Source organism: Bradyrhizobium sp. USDA 4474, assembly GCF_054057515.1.
The window spans coordinates 1,921,588-1,937,580 of record NZ_JBSRZJ010000002.1 but is presented as its reverse complement, the minus strand read 5'-3'; the positions used below and the strand labels follow the sequence as shown (position 1 = coordinate 1,937,580).

Here is a 15,993-nt window from a genome sequence, read left to right as displayed (position 1 = left end):
CGTGCTGCACCCGGTCGAGCCACTGACGTTTCGGCTCACCGTGGCTGGGGCGTTCTAAATGTAGTGCCGCGGTCTCCTTAATTCTCCCGCAAGCGGGAGAGGGAGCGCATCTTCTTCGTGGTTATACGATCAGGCCGACGCAGCGCCCGCCACCTGCTCCGCCGGCTGATCGTCGCCATTGGGATCACCAGGCGCAGTGGCCCAGGCCAATTCCACCAGCGTGACGAATCGGCGCCCGCCGCCGTCGAGTTGGACCACGATCAGGCCCTGCTCCTCCATGTAGCCGAGCAGGCGCTGGGCTCTTCGCAGCGAATGCGAGCCGTAAGCGCGGGCGATCGCGGCATCGCCGGGGCAGGGCCAGCCTTCCTTCGCGGCGCGCGCGATCATCATGAACACACCCTGCATGTCGTCGGGCAGGATCGAGGCGCGCAGCGTCACTTCCTGCCAGGCATCGTCCTCGGCGATCTCTGCGCCGAGCCCGGCGCGCGCATGCGTCAGCATGCGGCGGAATTCGCTCAAGTCGGGCACGGACGCACCGAGACCTTCGATGCGGCAGCGGACCACGAATTCCTGATAGAGCACGCCGATGGCGCGGAAACCGGCATCGGGCGCGGCCAGCACGGCGCGCAACGTGCGATCCACGCGCTCGCGCCGCTCCGCGAGTTCCTCGGCACTGACGGGGATATCGACCAATTCGGGGCTGGTCTCAGGCGCTGCCGCCTTCGCCGCGCGAAGCTGTTCGAGCAGGTCGGGCGCGGGCCGGCGCTGCGGCCGGCTGGCATCCGGCGGCGGCGCGGCCAGGATCACCGCGCGTGCATCTTCAAGCGTCGCCTCCGGCAGCGGCATCAGCCGCGGCGTCGAATTGCGCGGGCTGGTTTCGGTCGGGCCGATGTTCAGCCGCAGCGGGCGGCGCGACAGCGCAGGTCCCAGCGCCATGAACTGCCCGCGTTCGAGATCGCGAAAGGCTTCCGCCTGCCGCCGTTCCATGCCGAGCAGATCGGCGGCACGCGCCATGTCGATGTCGAGGAAGGTGCGGCCCATCAGGAAGTTCGAGGCCTCGGCCGCGACGTTCTTGGCGAGCTTGGCCAGACGTTGCGTCGCGATGATGCCGGCAAGTCCGCGCTTGCGGCCGCGACACATCAGATTGGTCATGGCGCCGAGCGAGAGCTTGCGCGCCTCGTCTGAGACTTCGCCCGCAACGGCCGGCGCGAACAGCTGCGCCTCGTCGACGACCACCAACATCGGGTACCAATGTTCGCGTTCGACGTCGAACAGGCCGCCGAGGAAGGCTGCCGCGCGCCGCATCTGGTTCTCGGCATCCAGCCCTTCGAGATTGAGCACGGTGGAGACCCGATGCAGCCGGGCGCGCTCGCCGGCAACCTGAAGGCCGCGCTCGGTATGATCCTCGGCGGCGATCACGAGATGCCCAAAGCGATCAGCCAGCGTAACGAAATCACCTTCGGGGTCGATGATGGCCTGCTGCACCCAGGGCGCGCTCTGCTCCAGCAGGCGCCTGAGCAGATGCGACTTGCCGGAGCCGGAATTGCCCTGCACCAGGAGACGGGTCGCCAGGAGTTCCTCGAGGTCCATGGCCGCCCCGGCGCCCGCCGTGGTCAGCCCCATCTCGATCGCAACCGTCATGTCCCCGACTCAAGCCCCATCATCAGCGGCAAGGGGCTTATCAATCGGATCGGGATGCGTCGAGCGAAACACGCAGGAACCCCCCGCGTTGCCCACGGCGGAATTTTACTTGGGATTTGAAGGCCCTAGAAGTGCGGACCGGACTGAAGGCGCGGTGCGCGATCGATCTGAATTTCGGTTAAACCGCATTCAATGCAAGGCCGCTGCGCCGACTCTGTCCATGTGATGGAATATCGGGCGCGTCTTTGTATGCATTATCCCAGTTGTCATCCTCCCCCCGTCTGCCGTACATGCTGCAACGCACCTGCGGACGATGGCCGGGGCTGAAAAATTTCACGGATATCGAGGGGGGCCGAACATGGCACGCAACATTCTGATTCTGGGGGCTTCTTACGGCTCCCTGCTGGGCACCAAGCTGCTGATGGCCGGGCATAACGTGACCCTGGTCTGCCGCGCCAGGACCGCGGAGCTGATCAACCGCGACGGCACCGAGGTGCGCATCAAGCTGCGCGACGAGGCGGTGCACCGCGCGATCTTCTCGCGCGACCTGCCCGGCAAGCTCGACGCCGTGACCCCGCAGAATGTCGACCTGGCCCGCTACGACATGGTTGGCCTCGCGATGCAGGAGCCGCAATACACCAACCACACCGTCCGCATGCTGATGGTCAAGATCGCCACGGCGAAGCTGCCGTGCCTGTCGATCATGAACATGCCGCCGCTGCCTTATCTCAAGCGCATCCCGGCGCTATCAGACATGGATCTCGATGAGGCCTACACCAATGCGCAGGTGTGGGAACGGTTCGAGCCCGGCCTGGTGACGTTGTGCTCGCCTGACCCGCAGGCCTTCCGTCCGCCGGAGGACGCGGCGAACGTGCTGCACGTCGGCCTGCCCACCAACTTCAAGGCCTCGGCCTTCGCCGACGAGACGCACAACAAGGTGCTGCGCGAGCTGGAGGCCGACATCGACGCGGTGACGCTCGACGGCAAGGACGTGCCGGTGAAGCTGAAGGTGTTCTCGTCACTGTTCGTGCCGCTGGCGAAATGGTCGATGCTGCTCACCGGCAATTATCGCTGTATCACGCCGAATGATCCGCAGTCGATCCGCGACGCCGTGCACGGCGATCTCGCACGCTCGCAGACGATCTACGACCATGTCGATGCCATCGCCCGCCGTCTCGGCGCCGATCCCGAAGACCAGGTGCCGTTCGCGAAATACGCCAAGGCTGCGGAAAGCCTGCTGAAGCCGTCGTCGGCGGCGCGCGCGGTTGCGAGCGGCGCGCCGTTCATCGAGCGCGTCGACCTGCTGGTGAAGCTGATCTCGCATCAACTCGGCACGCCCAATGTCGAGATCGACCGTACCGTCGACATCGTCGACCAGAAGCTGAACGAGAAAATCGTGCAGGGCGGATCGGGCGCGCAGTAACGCCTGCCCGACGGGCAAAACAGCGGCGCGGGCTGTCAAGCCGCGCCGGCGGAAATATTCCACTTTACCGAAATTCGGAAATAGCGTATGTGTCGCCCATCCCGGGCTCATCCTTGAGGGGCGATCGTACGTCGTCACGAATTGCGGCCGGGGATGCGGTGGACGCGGCAGCGTCGGCACGAGAGGTGCGGGCAGGGCGGGTAGTCCCTGTGAGCCCGAAACCGCGTGCGGACGAACGGCGCTGTGATGTTCGTCTCGCCAACATTCTTGCGGCGCGTGTGCACACTGCCGCGAGACCCTGTGGCATCAGATGAGCGCGCGTACGGCAAAACCGTGTGGTTCCGGCCGTCGTCGCTACGGTCAAGCCTGTCGCGGAGGTGCAAGGAGCCCAACCGGGTGAAGTGCATCGCCAATTCGCGGGGCGAGGGAGGCCAGAAGGAATTCGGCTCCCGGGAGAGCACGGCATAAGCCGTCAACCCATCGCGCAGGGAAGGCCGAGTGATCGGCACCACCTGTATGCTGCTGTGCGGTCTTTTCCTGCGCTACATCTCGCGCAGCGGACCGCGGGTGCGAGGTCGGCACCCGGTCTTCCCTGCACCCTCTTGGACGAAGAGGGTGGAGTGACCAGGCAAAGCTCGGGCGAAATGAGCCGCGAGAGCGCGTAAGCGTGCCTGAGATTCAAGATGCGAACTGGAGGAGCTTGCCGTGACGCCCCCATGGGACGCATTGCGTGCCATGCCTCGGCCCTCAGCGCGCCGGCGGCAACTCGTGGTGAGTTGGCCGCGACATGCGTCGGGCTTCTCGCGATGAGCCTGATGCTGGAGTGGGCGCCGGCCAGGACTCGCAAGGTCTGACCGTGGCGAAAGCTCGCACCCTGGTGATTTGCGTTTCGCTGTCAATTATTGGCGAATGCGTCGCCTGAAGGATCAGGGCAAGACATTGGGCACTCATCAGGAAGGATCGACCATTGAGCATTGAAACCACCGTGACAGCCGACGTCGTCGGGTCCGCTGCAGCTCGCGCCCGAGATGAAGGCGCCGGTGCTTGGCCTCTATGGCGGCGCCGACACCGGCATTCCCGTGGCGCAGGTCGAGCAGCTCAAGGCGGCGCTCGAGCAGAACAAGAAAACGGCCGAATTCAAGATCTATCCGGACGCGCCCCACGGCTTCCATGCCGACTATCGCGGCAGCTACCGCAAGGACGCTGCGGAGGATGGCTGGAAGCAGGCGCAAGCCTGGTTCAGGAAATATGGCGTGTTGAGCTGATGCAGAATTCCAAAGGGCGGCCCATCGGCCGCCCTTTTGTCTCAGGGCGCAAGCTTTGCCTCGCCATCATGCCACAGTGCATCGAGGCCGTGCCGATAGGTCGGGTAGACGAGCGCGACACCAAGCTCGCGCTTCAATCTCGCATTGGAGACGCGGGCGCTGCTGGCATAGAAGCTGCGCGCCATCGCCGACATCTCCGCGGTTGCAAAGGCCTCTTCAGCGGGCGGCGCCACGCCCATGAGCTGCGCGGCATAGGTGATCACGTCCTGCGGCGGCGCGGGTTCGTCGTCGCAGACGTTCCAGGTGCCGCCGTCCTGATGCCGGATCGCGGCCATGATCGCGCTTGCGATGTCATCGACATGGATGCGGTTGAAGATTTGGCCGGGCTTGATGATGCGTCTCGCCGTCCCGCTGCGCAGCGTTACCAGCGCGTTGCGGCCGGGACCGTAGATGCCGGCAAGACGGAGGATCGCGACATCGCCGTGTGCCGTCGCCATCCAGGCCTGCTCCACTGCGACGCGCATCCGCGCGCGATCGAGGGAAGACTGCGGCGGCGTGCTCTCGTCGACCCAGCCGCCGGCGTGATCGCCGTAGACGCCGATGGTGGAGAGATAGACGATCTTGCGGCGGCTTGTCGCGAGCGTATCGCCGAGCACCGCGAGGGCGGGATCGCCGGTGCTGCCGGGCGGGATGGAGGTCAGAAGGACATCTGCCTCGCGGAGACGGTCGACCGTCGCATCAGCCGGACGGCTGCCGGAAAAACCGTGCAGCTCGATGCCGGCCAGGTCGTCTCGCTCGGCGGGATCGCGTACCGTGCCGGCGACATGCGAGAAGCTGCCGCCGAACCTGCGGACGAAATGCCGGGCGCTGTAGCCAAGGCCGAGGATGAAGAGCCGCATGCGTCTCCCGTGCAGGTCGGAGCTCCCGTCCGCGCTGTCAGCGCGTCGCTCGCTCGTCAGAGATTTTTGACAAAAGCTATTGCGATTCGGGCGATGCTCACTCCTGTCAGGAGTCTTCACCGCAGATCAGTGCACCCGGTGGCTCGCTCTATCGTCCTCGGCTTGCTCGACAATCTGCGCGATCGGGCTCGACTGGTGATGCACCAGCCTCCAGCCATCGCCGACACGGCGAAAGTGGTTGGCGGCGGCGAGCGCAGTGCCGTCGACGATCTCGATGCAGAGCACGCGGGCGCTGTCACCGTCGACGATCGCCTGCGGCTCGGCGCAGACGATCTGCGGGCGTTCCGGATTTTGCAGGATGTCGCGCCAGCTGCCGATCACGGTGGCGTGGCCGATGATCGCGGGCCAGCCGGGATGAATGCAGGAAATGGCGTCGTCATCCGCCCACATCTGCTTCATGCCGTCAAAATCGCCCGTCGAGAAGGCGGTGTAAAAAGCCGCGTTCGCGGCGATGACTTTGCTGTCCTTTGCCATGCCTCCCGCGTGAGCCAATGGCCGGCAAAAATCAAGCGCGACTTCTGTACGACTTTGAACGCAATGCAGCATTGCTGCCCACTTTGTGATCACGCCGGAACCAGCGTCTCCACCGCGTGCTGCGCACCTTGCCCATAAAGCCGGCCGAGCGCCGCGATCACGGCCTCGCGCAGCCGCGGCTCAGCCCCGAACGGCCCGAACACCTTTGTGACGCCCAGCAATGCCGGCGCGAGCCGTTCGGCCACCGGACCGGCCTCGCGCGCCAGGCCAGCAAGCTCGGCGGCGAGGGGATCGCGCACGTCGATGGCGCGGCCTTGCTCGTCCGTTGCGGTGACGTAGCGCATCCAGCCGGCCACCGCGAGTGCGTGGGTCGCGATCGGCAAATTCCTGGCGAGGCGATCCTGCATCGCGCCGAGCAGGCGCTGCGGCAGTTTTTGCGAGCCATCCATCGCGATCTGCCAGGTGCGATGACGCAGCGCCGAATTGGCGAAGCGCTCGAGCAGCGAGGTGCGATAGGCGGCGAGATCGGTGCCGGCGGGCATCGTCAGCGTCACTGCGGCATCTTCCATCACCCGCGCAGCGAGGCGCGCGAAATGCGAATTCTGCATCGTATCGGCGATGGTCTCGTAACCGGCGAGATAGCCGAGATAGGCGAGCGCCGAATGGCTGGCATTGAGCAGCCGCAGCTTCATCACTTCGAACGGCTTGACGTCGGCGACGAGCGCGACGCCGGCGGCGGCGAGATCGGGCCGGCCTGCCGCAAAACGATCCTCGACCACCCATTGCGTGAATGGCTCGGTGATGACAGGCCAGGCGTCACGCATCCCGAGAGCCGCGGTGACCGCATCGCGGTCGGTCTCCTGCGTCTCAGGCACGATGCGGTCGACCATGGTGCAGGGGAAGGTGGCCGTATCGGCGATCCACTTGCCGAGATCCTTGGAGCGGAGCGCGGCGAATTGCGTCACGATCCGCTGCACGGTGTGGCCGTTCGCGGCGAGATTGTCGCAGCACAGCACCGTGAACGGTTGAACGCCCAGCGCCCGCCGGCGCGCCAGCGCCGCCACGATGAAGCCAGGCGCCGAGCGCGGCGCATCGAGATTGTTGAGGTCGTGCACGACGTCAGGATGCCGCTCGTCGAGATCGCCGGTCTGCGGCGTGTGGCAATAGCCCTTTTCGGTGACCGTGAGCGAGACGATGCGGATCGCGGGATCGGCCATCCGCCCGACCAGCGCGGCCGGCTTCTCGCGCGCGACCACGCTGTCGAGCAGCGCGCCGACGATGCGGTGCTCGGTGCCTTCGGCGGCACGCACGGCGACCGTATAGAGATGATCCTGCGGGGCGAGAGCATCCCGCGTATCGGGGCTGCGCAGGCTCGCGCCAACGATGCCCCAGGATGTCGTGCCCGCGGCAAGACAATCGTCGATGACGACGGCCTGATGCGCACGATGAAACGCTCCGAGGCCGAGATGCACGATGCCTGGGGTGACGCGCGAACGGTCATAGGCCGGGCGGCGGACGGCCGCCGGCAGCCGGTCGAGATTGGCGCGGTCCAACCGCATGGTCGTCTCTCCCTGTGTTTGGCCGCTGCTTGACATGGCGGCCCTCCTCGGTCAATGCTCCGGTCAATTGGTCAGACCAATTTCCAAAATTGGCGACCCGCCAACCGGTGGGACCTTTTCGGGAGGCCAGCGTGCCGCTGGAAGCTGTGGAGGCGAGACGGCTCTATCGCCAGGTCGCCGATCAATTGCGAAGCCTGATCGACAGCGGCGAATACGCGGTCGGCAGCCGCTTGCCGACCGAGCGCGAGCTCGCCGAGCAGCTGAAGATCTCGCGGCCGACAGTGCGCGAAGCCCTGATCGCGCTCGAGGTCGAGGGTCGTGTCCGCATCCGCGTCGGATCCGGCATCTATGTCACGGATTCCGATGACGCTACCCCGGCGCCGTCCGCCGTCATCGAAGGACCATTCGAGCTGTTGCGCGCCCGCGAATTCCTCGAGAGCGCGATCGCCGGGCAGGCCGCACGCGTGGCAACGAAGGACGACATCGCACGCATCGACGCAGCGCTCGTCGCGATGGAAAACGTCGTGTACCCCGGTGAAGCGTCGATGGTCCACGACCGCGCCTTCCATGTCGCGATCGCCGGATGCGTCGGCAACGCCGTGTTGGTGCGCGTGGTCGGCGAGCTGTTCGACCAGCGTCTCAATCCCTATTTCGCGCAGCTTGCGCGCTATTTCGAAAATCCGACGACGTGGCGCGCGGCCCTCGACGAGCACCGGGCTGTGCGCGATGCCATAGCAGCGGGCCAGCCCAAAGCAGCGCGCGATGCCATGCGCGATCACCTCGCCCATTCGCAGGAGCGCTTTGCGCAGAATTTTGGTGCCGAAACATCAGCAGGAGTGCCGGCGGCGCGCAAGCGGGCGGCACGATCCGGGGCCGAGCCAACGAAGCCAAAACGACCGTCCGACGTGCAGGCCAAGAGCGGCAGCGCGCGGCGGCGATGAGATTAGACCGCTCGTCTCTACGGCGAGTGAACGAAGCTGCAGACGCAATAGGATTTTCCAAATGACCTCGACCTCGCTCGCCGCAACCCTGTTCGGTCCCGAAGATCTGCGCATGATCGAGCACCCGCTCGACAAGCTCGCGGATGGCATGGTGCGCATAAAGTTCGGTGCCGGTGGCATCTGTGGCTCGGACATGCATTACTTCCGCCACGCCCGGACAGGCGATTTCGTGGTGAAGTCGCCGCTGGTGCTCGGTCACGAGATCTCGGGCGAGGTCGTCGAGATCGCCGGTTCGGCGGCCAATTTGAAGGTCGGCGATCGCGTCGCTGTCAACCCGTCGCGCTGGTGCGGCCATTGCGGCGCCTGCCGTGACGGCCGGCAAAATCTCTGCGAAAACATCTACTTCATGGGCTCTGCATCGAAGACGCCGCACATGCAGGGTGGCTTTGCCAATTACTTTGACGCGGTCCCGGCGCAGTGCGTGAGGATTCCGGATCATGTCCCTTATCAGGCCGCAGCCTTGGCCGAACCGCTGGCAGTATGCCTGCACGCGGTCGCGCGCGCCGGCAACATCCAGGGCAAGCGCGGCATCATCTTTGGTGCCGGGCCGATCGGGCTTCTGACCATGCTCGCCGCGCACCGTGCGGGCATGTCCGATATCACGGTGGCCGACATCGCGCCGGCTCCGCTGGCGTTCGCAACCCGGCTCGGCGCTTCCCGCGTAGAGAACGTCTCGGGCGGCGACGAAGGTCTGAAGGCCGAGGCCGCGTCGCGTCCGTATGACGTTGCGTTCGAGGTCTCAGGTACGGCGGCGGGTCTCGCCAGCGCGATCGGCATTGTCAGGCGCGGCGGCGTCGTGGTGCAGATCGGCAATCTGCCGGGCGGCCAGATTCTTACGCCGTCGAATGCGGTGATGGCAAAGGAGATCGACCTGCGCGGCTCGTTCCGCTTCGGGCTCGAATTCATGACGGCGGTGGAACTGATCGGGGCCGGCAGCGTCGATGTGCTGTCGCTGGTCACCGCCGAGCGACCGCTCGCGACGGCACCGGACGCGCTGCGTCTGGCGCTCGATCGCTCGCAGAGCGTCAAGGTCGTGCTGACCGCCAATTGATTGGAGAGAGCCAATGATGCGCGAAGGCTGGCGCTGGTATGGGCCCGACGATCCGGTCTCGCTCGACGACGTGAGGCAGGCAGGGGCGAGCGATATCGTCTCGGCGCTGCATCAGGTGCCGATTGGCGAGGCCTGGACACGAAAGGCGGTCGAGGAGCGCAAGAACTTCATCGAGAACGGCCAGCCCGGCCGCTCGCAACTGACCTGGTCGGTGGTGGAATCGATTCCGATCCCCGATGACGTCAAGCGGCTCGGCGGGAAGGCGACGATGTCGATCGATGCTTGGATCGCGAGCCTGGAGGCGGTGGCCGCGTCAGGCATCAAGATCGTCTGCTACAATTTCATGCCTGTGGTCGACTGGTGCCGCACGGATCTCGAATGGGAGCTGCCGAACGGCGCTCGCGCCCTGCGTTTCGACCAGGAGCGGTTTGCGGCGTTCGAGCTGCATATCCTGAAGCGCCCGGCCGCCGTGCAGGACTATTCGCCCGCGCAGCAGGCGCGTGCCAAAAAGCTGTTCGACCGGATGAGCCAGGCCGATATCGACTATCTCATCATGGCCATTGCCAGCGCATTGCCGGGCTCGACCGCCGAGCCGATGACCATTCCCGAATTCCGCGACAAGCTGGACGCCTATCGCGACATCACGCCAAGAATCCTGCGGCAGCATCTCGCCGAATTCCTGGCGCGCGTGGCGCCGGTGGCCGAGCAGCTCGGCGTCTCGCTGACGCTGCACCCGGACGATCCGCCGCGTCCGCTGTTCGGCCTGCCGCGCATCGCTTCCACGGCTGAGGACTACCAGGCGCTGTTCGACGCCGTGCCGTCAAAAGCCAACGGCATCTGCCTGTGCACGGGCTCGCTCGGCGTGCGCGCCGAGAACGATCTGCCTGCCATGGCGGAACGCTTCGGTCCCCGTATCGCCTTCGCGCATCTGCGCGCAACCAAGCGCGAGGCGGATGGACTGTCGTTCCATGAGTCCGATCATCTCGACGGCGACGTCGATATGGTCGCGGTATTGAAGGCGCTGTTGAAGGAGAACGCGCGGCGGTCAGCGGATAAAGAAATTGTATTTCGCCCCGATCATGGCCATCGCATGCTCGACGATCTCGTCGCCACCAAGCGCACCAATCCCGGCTACACCGCAATCGGCCGGCTCCGCGGCCTCGCCGAACTGCGAGGCGCGATCCGGGCGATCGAGCATAGCTAGAGCGCGAAGCTCTATTGTCTCAATAACACGCCGCCATCGCGCCGAGCTTCGGATAGAGCCTGTCGATCGCGGCGATCTCGCTTCGCATCTGATCGGTGATCCAGTCGCGGATCGCGGCGGCGATCGGGCGCATCGGGCGGTTGCGCGGTGGCAGGAATTCGCAGACGCGGCGGGTGGTGGTGAGCCGGTCGGAGGCCGGCACCAGCGCGCCGGTGAGCAGCCAATGCGAGGCGACCGTCAGCCAGCCGAGTGCGATGCCCTGGCCGAGCAGCGCGGCCTGCACCACGACGGCATAGTCGGTGAAGCTCAGCGCCTTGGCCGCGCCGCGGCGGCCGGTGAGCAGCGACGCGTAATCCGCGGCCCAGTCGCCAGGCGTCTCGGCGAGGCGAATGATCGTGTTGCCCTCCGCAGGGTCGGTCTCGCCGAGATATCCAGGGCTGCACATCGGCAGCATCACTTCCTTCATCACCAGCGTGCCGCCGGACGATGGCTCCTCGCGATCGCGAAAGCGCATGCCGAGATCGACGTTCTCCACCGGCCCGCGCAGCGCGCCTGAAATGAGCTGGAAGCGCAGGTCGACCTGCGGAAATTGCTTCTGGAGCTTGTCGATGCGCGGCATCAACCAGTGCGTGGTGAAGGCGGAGGAGACCGACAGCGTCACCGTCTCCGTGCCCTTGCGGCGCCGCTCGATCTCGACAAGGCCGGTTTCGATGCTGCGAAAGCCTTCGAGCACGCGGCGATAGAGCAGTTCGCCTTCCTCGGTGAGCACCGCGCGGCCAGCCTTGCGGTCGAACAGGCGGACGCCGAGATGCTCCTCGAATTGTCCGAGCATGCGGCTCACCGCAGGCTGCGTCACGTTCAATTCGGCGGCTGCAGCCGTGAAGCTGCCATTGCGCGCCGCTGCGTCGAAGACGAACAGGGCGTTGCTGGAGGGCAGCATGCGGCGAAGCTCAGGCATAACGTCATGTTATGATGCTCGTGAGAATTTGGCAATTGCCGGATTTTGCCAACTCTGGTGTCATTGACCCGACAGCCTGAAGGCAGGCTTTGCGAGCGAATGTTTGGTGCAGCGCACGCCGCGCCAGCGGGTGCTGCAAAACCCTGTCTATAATGCAAGCTTATGGCGCGCCGCGAGGCACGCCATTGCCAGGGATGGACGAGGTCGATCGTTGGACAAACGAGCGGAAAGCGTCGAGGTCAGATCCGCGAGCAAGGCGTACGGCCCCGTTCGCGCCCTCCATGACGTGTCCCTCAACGTCGGCGCCGGCGAATTCGTCTCGCTGCTCGGCCCCTCCGGCTCCGGCAAGACCACGCTGCTCGGCATTCTGGGCGGCTTCATCCTGCCGACATCAGGCACCATCCTGTTCGGTGGCAGCGACGTCACCTACATGCCGCCGCACAAGCGCGACATCGGCGTCGTCTTCCAGAACTATGCGCTGTTTCCGCATATGAGCGTGGGCGAGAACGTCGCCTTTCCGTTGCGCGCGCGCCGCCTGCCGAAGGCGAGCTGGCCCGACAAGGTGCGTGCGGCGCTGTCGATGGTGGGGCTTGCCGGTTACGAGGAGCGGGGCATCGCGCAGCTCTCCGGCGGCCAGCGTCAGCGCGTGGCGCTCGCGCGCGCCATGATCTTCGAGCCACAGCTCATCCTGATGGACGAGCCGCTCTCCGCGCTGGACAAGCAGCTGCGCGAATCAATGCAGATCGAGCTGCGCGCGCTGCACAGGCGGATCGGGGCGACCATCATCTATGTCACCCATGACCAGCGCGAGGCGCTGACCATGAGCGACCGCGTCGCCGTCATGAAGGACGGCCGCCTGATCCAGATCGACGCGCCTGCGCGCCTGCACGACCATCCCGCCGATTCCTTCGTCGCAAGCTTCATCGGTGAGGCGACGATGCTACCGGTTCGCCGCGTCGATGCCTCGAGCGTCGCGCTCGGAAACGCACTGCTGCGCAGTGCTCGCGCCATTCCCGACGGCGACGCGCTGATGCTCGCCGTGCACAGCGAGAAGCTGCTCATCGACGACGGCGCTCAGGATGCCGCCTGCAATCGGCTGACCGGCACGGTCACCGACATCGTGTATCAGGGCGAAAGCCTGCGCATCTTCCTCGCGCTTGCCGACGGCATCGCGCTCAGCCTGCGCCAGCCGAGCTACCATCAGGCCTACAGCCGCATTCCGCCGCTCGGCGGCAGCCTCACCGTCACCCTTCACCCTGAAGACACCATCGTCGTGCCCCGGGTGGACTGAATCCAAGCCCCGTCCAGCCTGAGAGAAAAGCCACATGTCGACCCAAGCAGCGTTCAGCAATTTCAAGGTCCTCACCTTCGACGTCGTCGGCACCTTGATCGATTTCGAGACCGGCGTGCTCGAAGCCGTGCGCAAGATCGGAGGCAAGAAAGCGGCCGAGTTCACCGACGAGCAGATCTTCGAACCCTACAAGCGCGGCCGCGACAAGCATTACGAGCGCTCGAGCGAAGTGATGTTCCACGTCTATCGTCATCTCGCGACCGAGCTCGGACTTCCGGCTGATGATGCGTCCTGTGACGTGTTCCAGCTCTCGGTGCTGCGCTGGGGGCCATTCGCAGATTCGGTCGAGGCGCTCAAGCGCCTGCGCACGAAATTCCGGCTGGTGGCGATGACAAACGCCGATCGCGTCGCACTCTCCTGCTACGCGCACGCGCTCGGCAATCCCTTCGACGATACCGTCTGCGCAGACGACACCGGGGTCGCCAAACCCAATCCGGAGTTCTTTGCCTATAACAAAGGCCGCCAGTCCGCGTTCGGCTACAAGCAGTCCGACATCTTGCACGTCGCGCAGAGCCAATACCACGACATCGGCATCGCGCGAAAACTCGGCTACAAGGTGTGCTGGATCGAGCGTCGCCAGGGCGTCGCCGGCTTCGGCGGCACGCCGGCCGTCGAAACATTGACAAAACCGGACTTCCACTTCCCGACGCTGAAAGCGCTGGCCGACGCCGCCGTTGGCCCCGCACAAGGATGAGCAGCATGACACGGGATTGGCGCGCGCTGCCATCGGCCAACTCGCTGTGGGAAGCCACGGCGGAGCCGGCGCGCGATCTTGCCGTGCTGTCGGGAGAGCAACAGGCGGATGTGGTGATCATCGGTGCGGGCTATACCGGCCTCTCCGCTGCCCACCACATCGCCAAGAGCGGGCTCGCGCCCATCGTGCTCGAAGCCAATCGTCCCGGCTGGGGCGCCAGCGGGCGCAATGGCGGCGTGATCACCGCAAAATTTCGCCTGTCGTTCCGCGAGATCGACGCCGTGCACGGCCGCGCCATGGCCAAGCGCATGTACGAGATCGCGCATGAGTCGACCGACATGGTCGAGGAGCTGGTTTCGGAATTCGGCATCACCAGCGCGAACCTGACGCGCACCGGCCAGGTCAGGGCCGCGCACAACGAAACGACCCTGAAAGCTGCGATTGACGAAGCCAACTGGATGACGCGCGAGATGGGATCTGCCGAGGTCCGCATCCTCGATAAGCGTGGCGTGCGCGACGAGACAGGCTCCGATAACTTCGTCGGCGGCGTGCTCAATCCCGGTTCGGGCGGTATCCATCCGCTGAACTATCTGCGCGGCCTCGCCGACGGCGTCGCACGCCGCGGCGTTCCGATCTTCCAGGAATCGCCTGTGACCAAACTCCGGCGGGACAAGGACGGCATCATCGCCGAGACGCCGCAAGGCGCGGTACGCGCCAGGCAGGCGATCATCGCCACCAACAGCTATTCCGATCTGACCGGCGCGACCGCGAAGATGCAGCGCACGCTGATTCCGTTCCGCAGCGCTCTCATTGCGACCGAAAAGCTGCCGCGCAATCTCGCCGGCAAGCTGATGCCGACGGGGCGGACCTACACCGAGACCAAGCGCATGATGCGCTGGTTCCGCATGGTTGATAACAGGGTCGTTTTTGGCGGCCGCGGCGCCTTCGGCAAGCAGGACTCGCAATCAGCCTTCGACGCGCTACACAGGGCGATGGTCGACATTTTCCCGGATCTTGCCGACGTCACGCTTGCCTACAAATGGTCGGGCCTCGTTGCGATGACGCTGGACTCGGTGCCGCATATCGGTCGGCTCGACGACCGCACGCTGGTCTCGATGGGCTACAACGGCGCCGGAGTTGCGATGTCGAGTCTGATGGGCCGGTATCTCGCCGCATACGTCCGCGGCGAGAGCCCCGACATGGGACTGCTCGACGTCAGCCGCATGAAGGCCATTCCGTTCTATCCGCTGCGCGAGCCCGCGGTGCGCATGGTCGCCGGCTGGTATCAATTTCTCGATGCGATCGGTCGGTGAGATCATTTGGAGGAGGCGAGCATGATGACGAAGCAGAATTTGGGATTGGGTATTGTGCTGCTAGCGGCCGTGGGGTTGACCAATACGGCTGATGCCGCCGAGCAGATCACCTTCGTCTCGCAGGGCGGCGCCTATCAGCAGGCGCAGACGGTGGCGATTCTCGATCCTTCGGCCAAGAAGCTCGGCATCACCATCAATCAGGATTCCATTCCGGACGCCTGGCCCGCGATCAAGACGCAGGTCGGCAGCGGCAAGCCGATCTGGGATGTCGTCGACACCCCTACCGGCTATTGCCTGCGCGGCGGCGAGCAGGGGCTCATCGAGAAGCTGGACTTCTCCAAAATCCCGAACGCGGCGGCCATGCCCGAGGCCTATCGCAGTCCCTATTCAGTGTCCTACGAATTCTATTCCAGTGTTCTCGCCTACAGCCAGAAGGCCTTCCCGAAGGACGCGCCGAACAGTTGGGCCGATTTCTGGGACGTCAAGAAATTCCCCGGCCGCCGGGCGCTGCGCAACCATCCGATCGCAACGCTTGAGGCAGCGCTGATGGCCGACGGCGTCGCGCCTGACAAGCTCTACCCGCTCGATGTCGATCGCGCGTTCAAGAAGCTGGAAGAAATCAAACCGAACATTACGGTCTGGTGGACCTCAGGCGCGCAGTCGGCGCAGCTGCTCAACGACGGCGAGGTCGACATGGAAATGGCCTGGAACGGCCGCGTCAGCGCGGTCGCCAAGGAGGGCGCAAAGGTCACCTTCACCTACAACCAGGGCATTTTGCAGAGCACCTCGCTCTGCATTCTCAAGGGCGCGCCGAACCTCGACACAGCCATAAAGTTCCTCAACGAGGCGGTCGATCCAGTGCACCAAGCCAATCTGCCGCTCAATATCGATTATGGCCCGGGCAATCCCAAGGCGTTCGAGACCAGCGTGATCAAGCCCGAGCGCGCTGCGCAATTGCCGAGCGAACCCGCGAACGCTGCCAAGCAGGCGCTGATGTCCTACGCCTGGTGGTCCTCGCCCGCAGGCGAGGCCGCCGAGAAGCGCTGGGCGTCGTTCATGCAGAAATGAGCGAGCCGCGTTGACGATGTCAGTGCCAGATT

General features: G+C 65.2%; 13 protein-coding genes and 1 pseudogene. 9 read left to right on the top strand and 5 right to left on the bottom strand.

The features are described 5' to 3' along the window. Nucleotides 1–129: 129 nt before the first annotated feature. Nucleotides 130–1,641 (bottom strand): helicase HerA domain-containing protein, encoded by a 1,512-nt coding sequence (locus ACVW16_RS10960; protein ID WP_456736129.1) that lies wholly within the window; start codon nucleotides 1,639–1,641, stop codon nucleotides 130–132. Between the two features lie 358 nt (nucleotides 1,642–1,999). On the opposite strand from ACVW16_RS10960, the gene ACVW16_RS10955 reads away from it, so the two are divergent. Then, nucleotides 2,000–3,064, top strand: a complete 1,065-nt coding sequence (locus tag ACVW16_RS10955; protein ID WP_456736128.1) for a ketopantoate reductase family protein — start codon at nucleotides 2,000–2,002, stop codon at nucleotides 3,062–3,064. Between the two features lie 1,007 nt (nucleotides 3,065–4,071). Continuing rightward, nucleotides 4,072–4,329 (top strand): annotated as a pseudogene (locus ACVW16_RS10950) (dienelactone hydrolase family protein); the annotation flags it as partial. 41 nt (nucleotides 4,330–4,370) lie between these two features. On the opposite strand, the gene ACVW16_RS10945 reads toward ACVW16_RS10950, so the two are convergent. The 3 genes from ACVW16_RS10945 to ACVW16_RS10935 all read right to left on the bottom strand — a co-directional run bounded on the left by ACVW16_RS10945 (nucleotide 4,371) and on the right by ACVW16_RS10935 (nucleotide 7,321). Beyond that, nucleotides 4,371–5,228: an SDR family oxidoreductase gene (locus tag ACVW16_RS10945; RefSeq protein ID WP_456736127.1), complete on the bottom strand. Its 858-nt coding sequence runs from the start codon at nucleotides 5,226–5,228 to the stop codon at nucleotides 4,371–4,373. A gap of 126 nt (nucleotides 5,229–5,354) precedes the next feature. Next, entirely contained in the window at nucleotides 5,355–5,762 is a 408-nt protein-coding gene (locus tag ACVW16_RS10940) for a nuclear transport factor 2 family protein (RefSeq protein WP_092239955.1), read from the bottom strand. 89 nt (nucleotides 5,763–5,851) lie between these two features. Then, the gene (locus ACVW16_RS10935; protein ID WP_456736126.1) at nucleotides 5,852–7,321 is read right to left on the bottom strand and encodes a mannitol dehydrogenase family protein; all 1,470 of its coding nucleotides are present in this window, start codon (nucleotides 7,319–7,321) and stop codon (nucleotides 5,852–5,854) included. 131 nt (nucleotides 7,322–7,452) lie between these two features. On the opposite strand from ACVW16_RS10935, the gene ACVW16_RS10930 reads away from it, so the two are divergent. From ACVW16_RS10930 to uxuA, 3 genes are all read left to right on the top strand, one after another. Beyond that, on the top strand, nucleotides 7,453–8,262 hold the full coding sequence (locus ACVW16_RS10930) for a FadR/GntR family transcriptional regulator (protein ID WP_456699242.1): 810 nt from the start codon (nucleotides 7,453–7,455) through the stop codon (nucleotides 8,260–8,262). A 61-nt stretch (nucleotides 8,263–8,323) separates the two neighbouring features. Beyond that, nucleotides 8,324–9,373 carry an L-idonate 5-dehydrogenase gene (locus tag ACVW16_RS10925; RefSeq protein ID WP_456736125.1) on the top strand — a complete coding sequence of 350 codons (1,050 nt, stop codon included), beginning with the start codon at nucleotides 8,324–8,326 and terminating at the stop codon, nucleotides 9,371–9,373. 13 nt (nucleotides 9,374–9,386) lie between these two features. After that, nucleotides 9,387–10,577, top strand: coding sequence for a mannonate dehydratase (gene uxuA, locus ACVW16_RS10920; protein ID WP_456736124.1), 1,191 nt, complete (start codon nucleotides 9,387–9,389; stop codon nucleotides 10,575–10,577). Between the two features lie 19 nt (nucleotides 10,578–10,596). On the opposite strand, the gene ACVW16_RS10915 is transcribed toward uxuA, so the two are convergent. Next, nucleotides 10,597–11,535 (bottom strand): LysR family transcriptional regulator, encoded by a 939-nt coding sequence (locus ACVW16_RS10915; RefSeq protein WP_456699239.1) that lies wholly within the window; start codon nucleotides 11,533–11,535, stop codon nucleotides 10,597–10,599. 211 nt (nucleotides 11,536–11,746) lie between these two features. On the opposite strand from ACVW16_RS10915, the gene ACVW16_RS10910 reads away from it, so the two are divergent. Genes ACVW16_RS10910 through ACVW16_RS10895 form a run of 4 tightly spaced genes read left to right on the top strand, consistent with a single transcriptional unit; the run spans nucleotide 11,747 to nucleotide 15,961 of the window. Next, nucleotides 11,747–12,826: an ABC transporter ATP-binding protein gene (locus tag ACVW16_RS10910; protein WP_456699238.1), complete on the top strand. Its 1,080-nt coding sequence runs from the start codon at nucleotides 11,747–11,749 to the stop codon at nucleotides 12,824–12,826. A gap of 34 nt (nucleotides 12,827–12,860) precedes the next feature. Continuing rightward, entirely contained in the window at nucleotides 12,861–13,580 is a 720-nt protein-coding gene (locus tag ACVW16_RS10905; RefSeq protein ID WP_456699237.1) for an HAD family hydrolase, read from the top strand. A gap of 5 nt (nucleotides 13,581–13,585) precedes the next feature. Then, the gene (locus ACVW16_RS10900) at nucleotides 13,586–14,893 is read left to right on the top strand and encodes an NAD(P)/FAD-dependent oxidoreductase (RefSeq protein ID WP_456736123.1); all 1,308 of its coding nucleotides are present in this window, start codon (nucleotides 13,586–13,588) and stop codon (nucleotides 14,891–14,893) included. Between the two features lie 21 nt (nucleotides 14,894–14,914). Beyond that, a complete protein-coding gene (locus ACVW16_RS10895) occupies nucleotides 14,915–15,961 on the top strand; it encodes an ABC transporter substrate-binding protein (protein ID WP_456736122.1) in 1,047 nt (348 codons plus the stop codon). The last annotated feature ends 32 nt before the right edge of the window (nucleotides 15,962–15,993 follow it).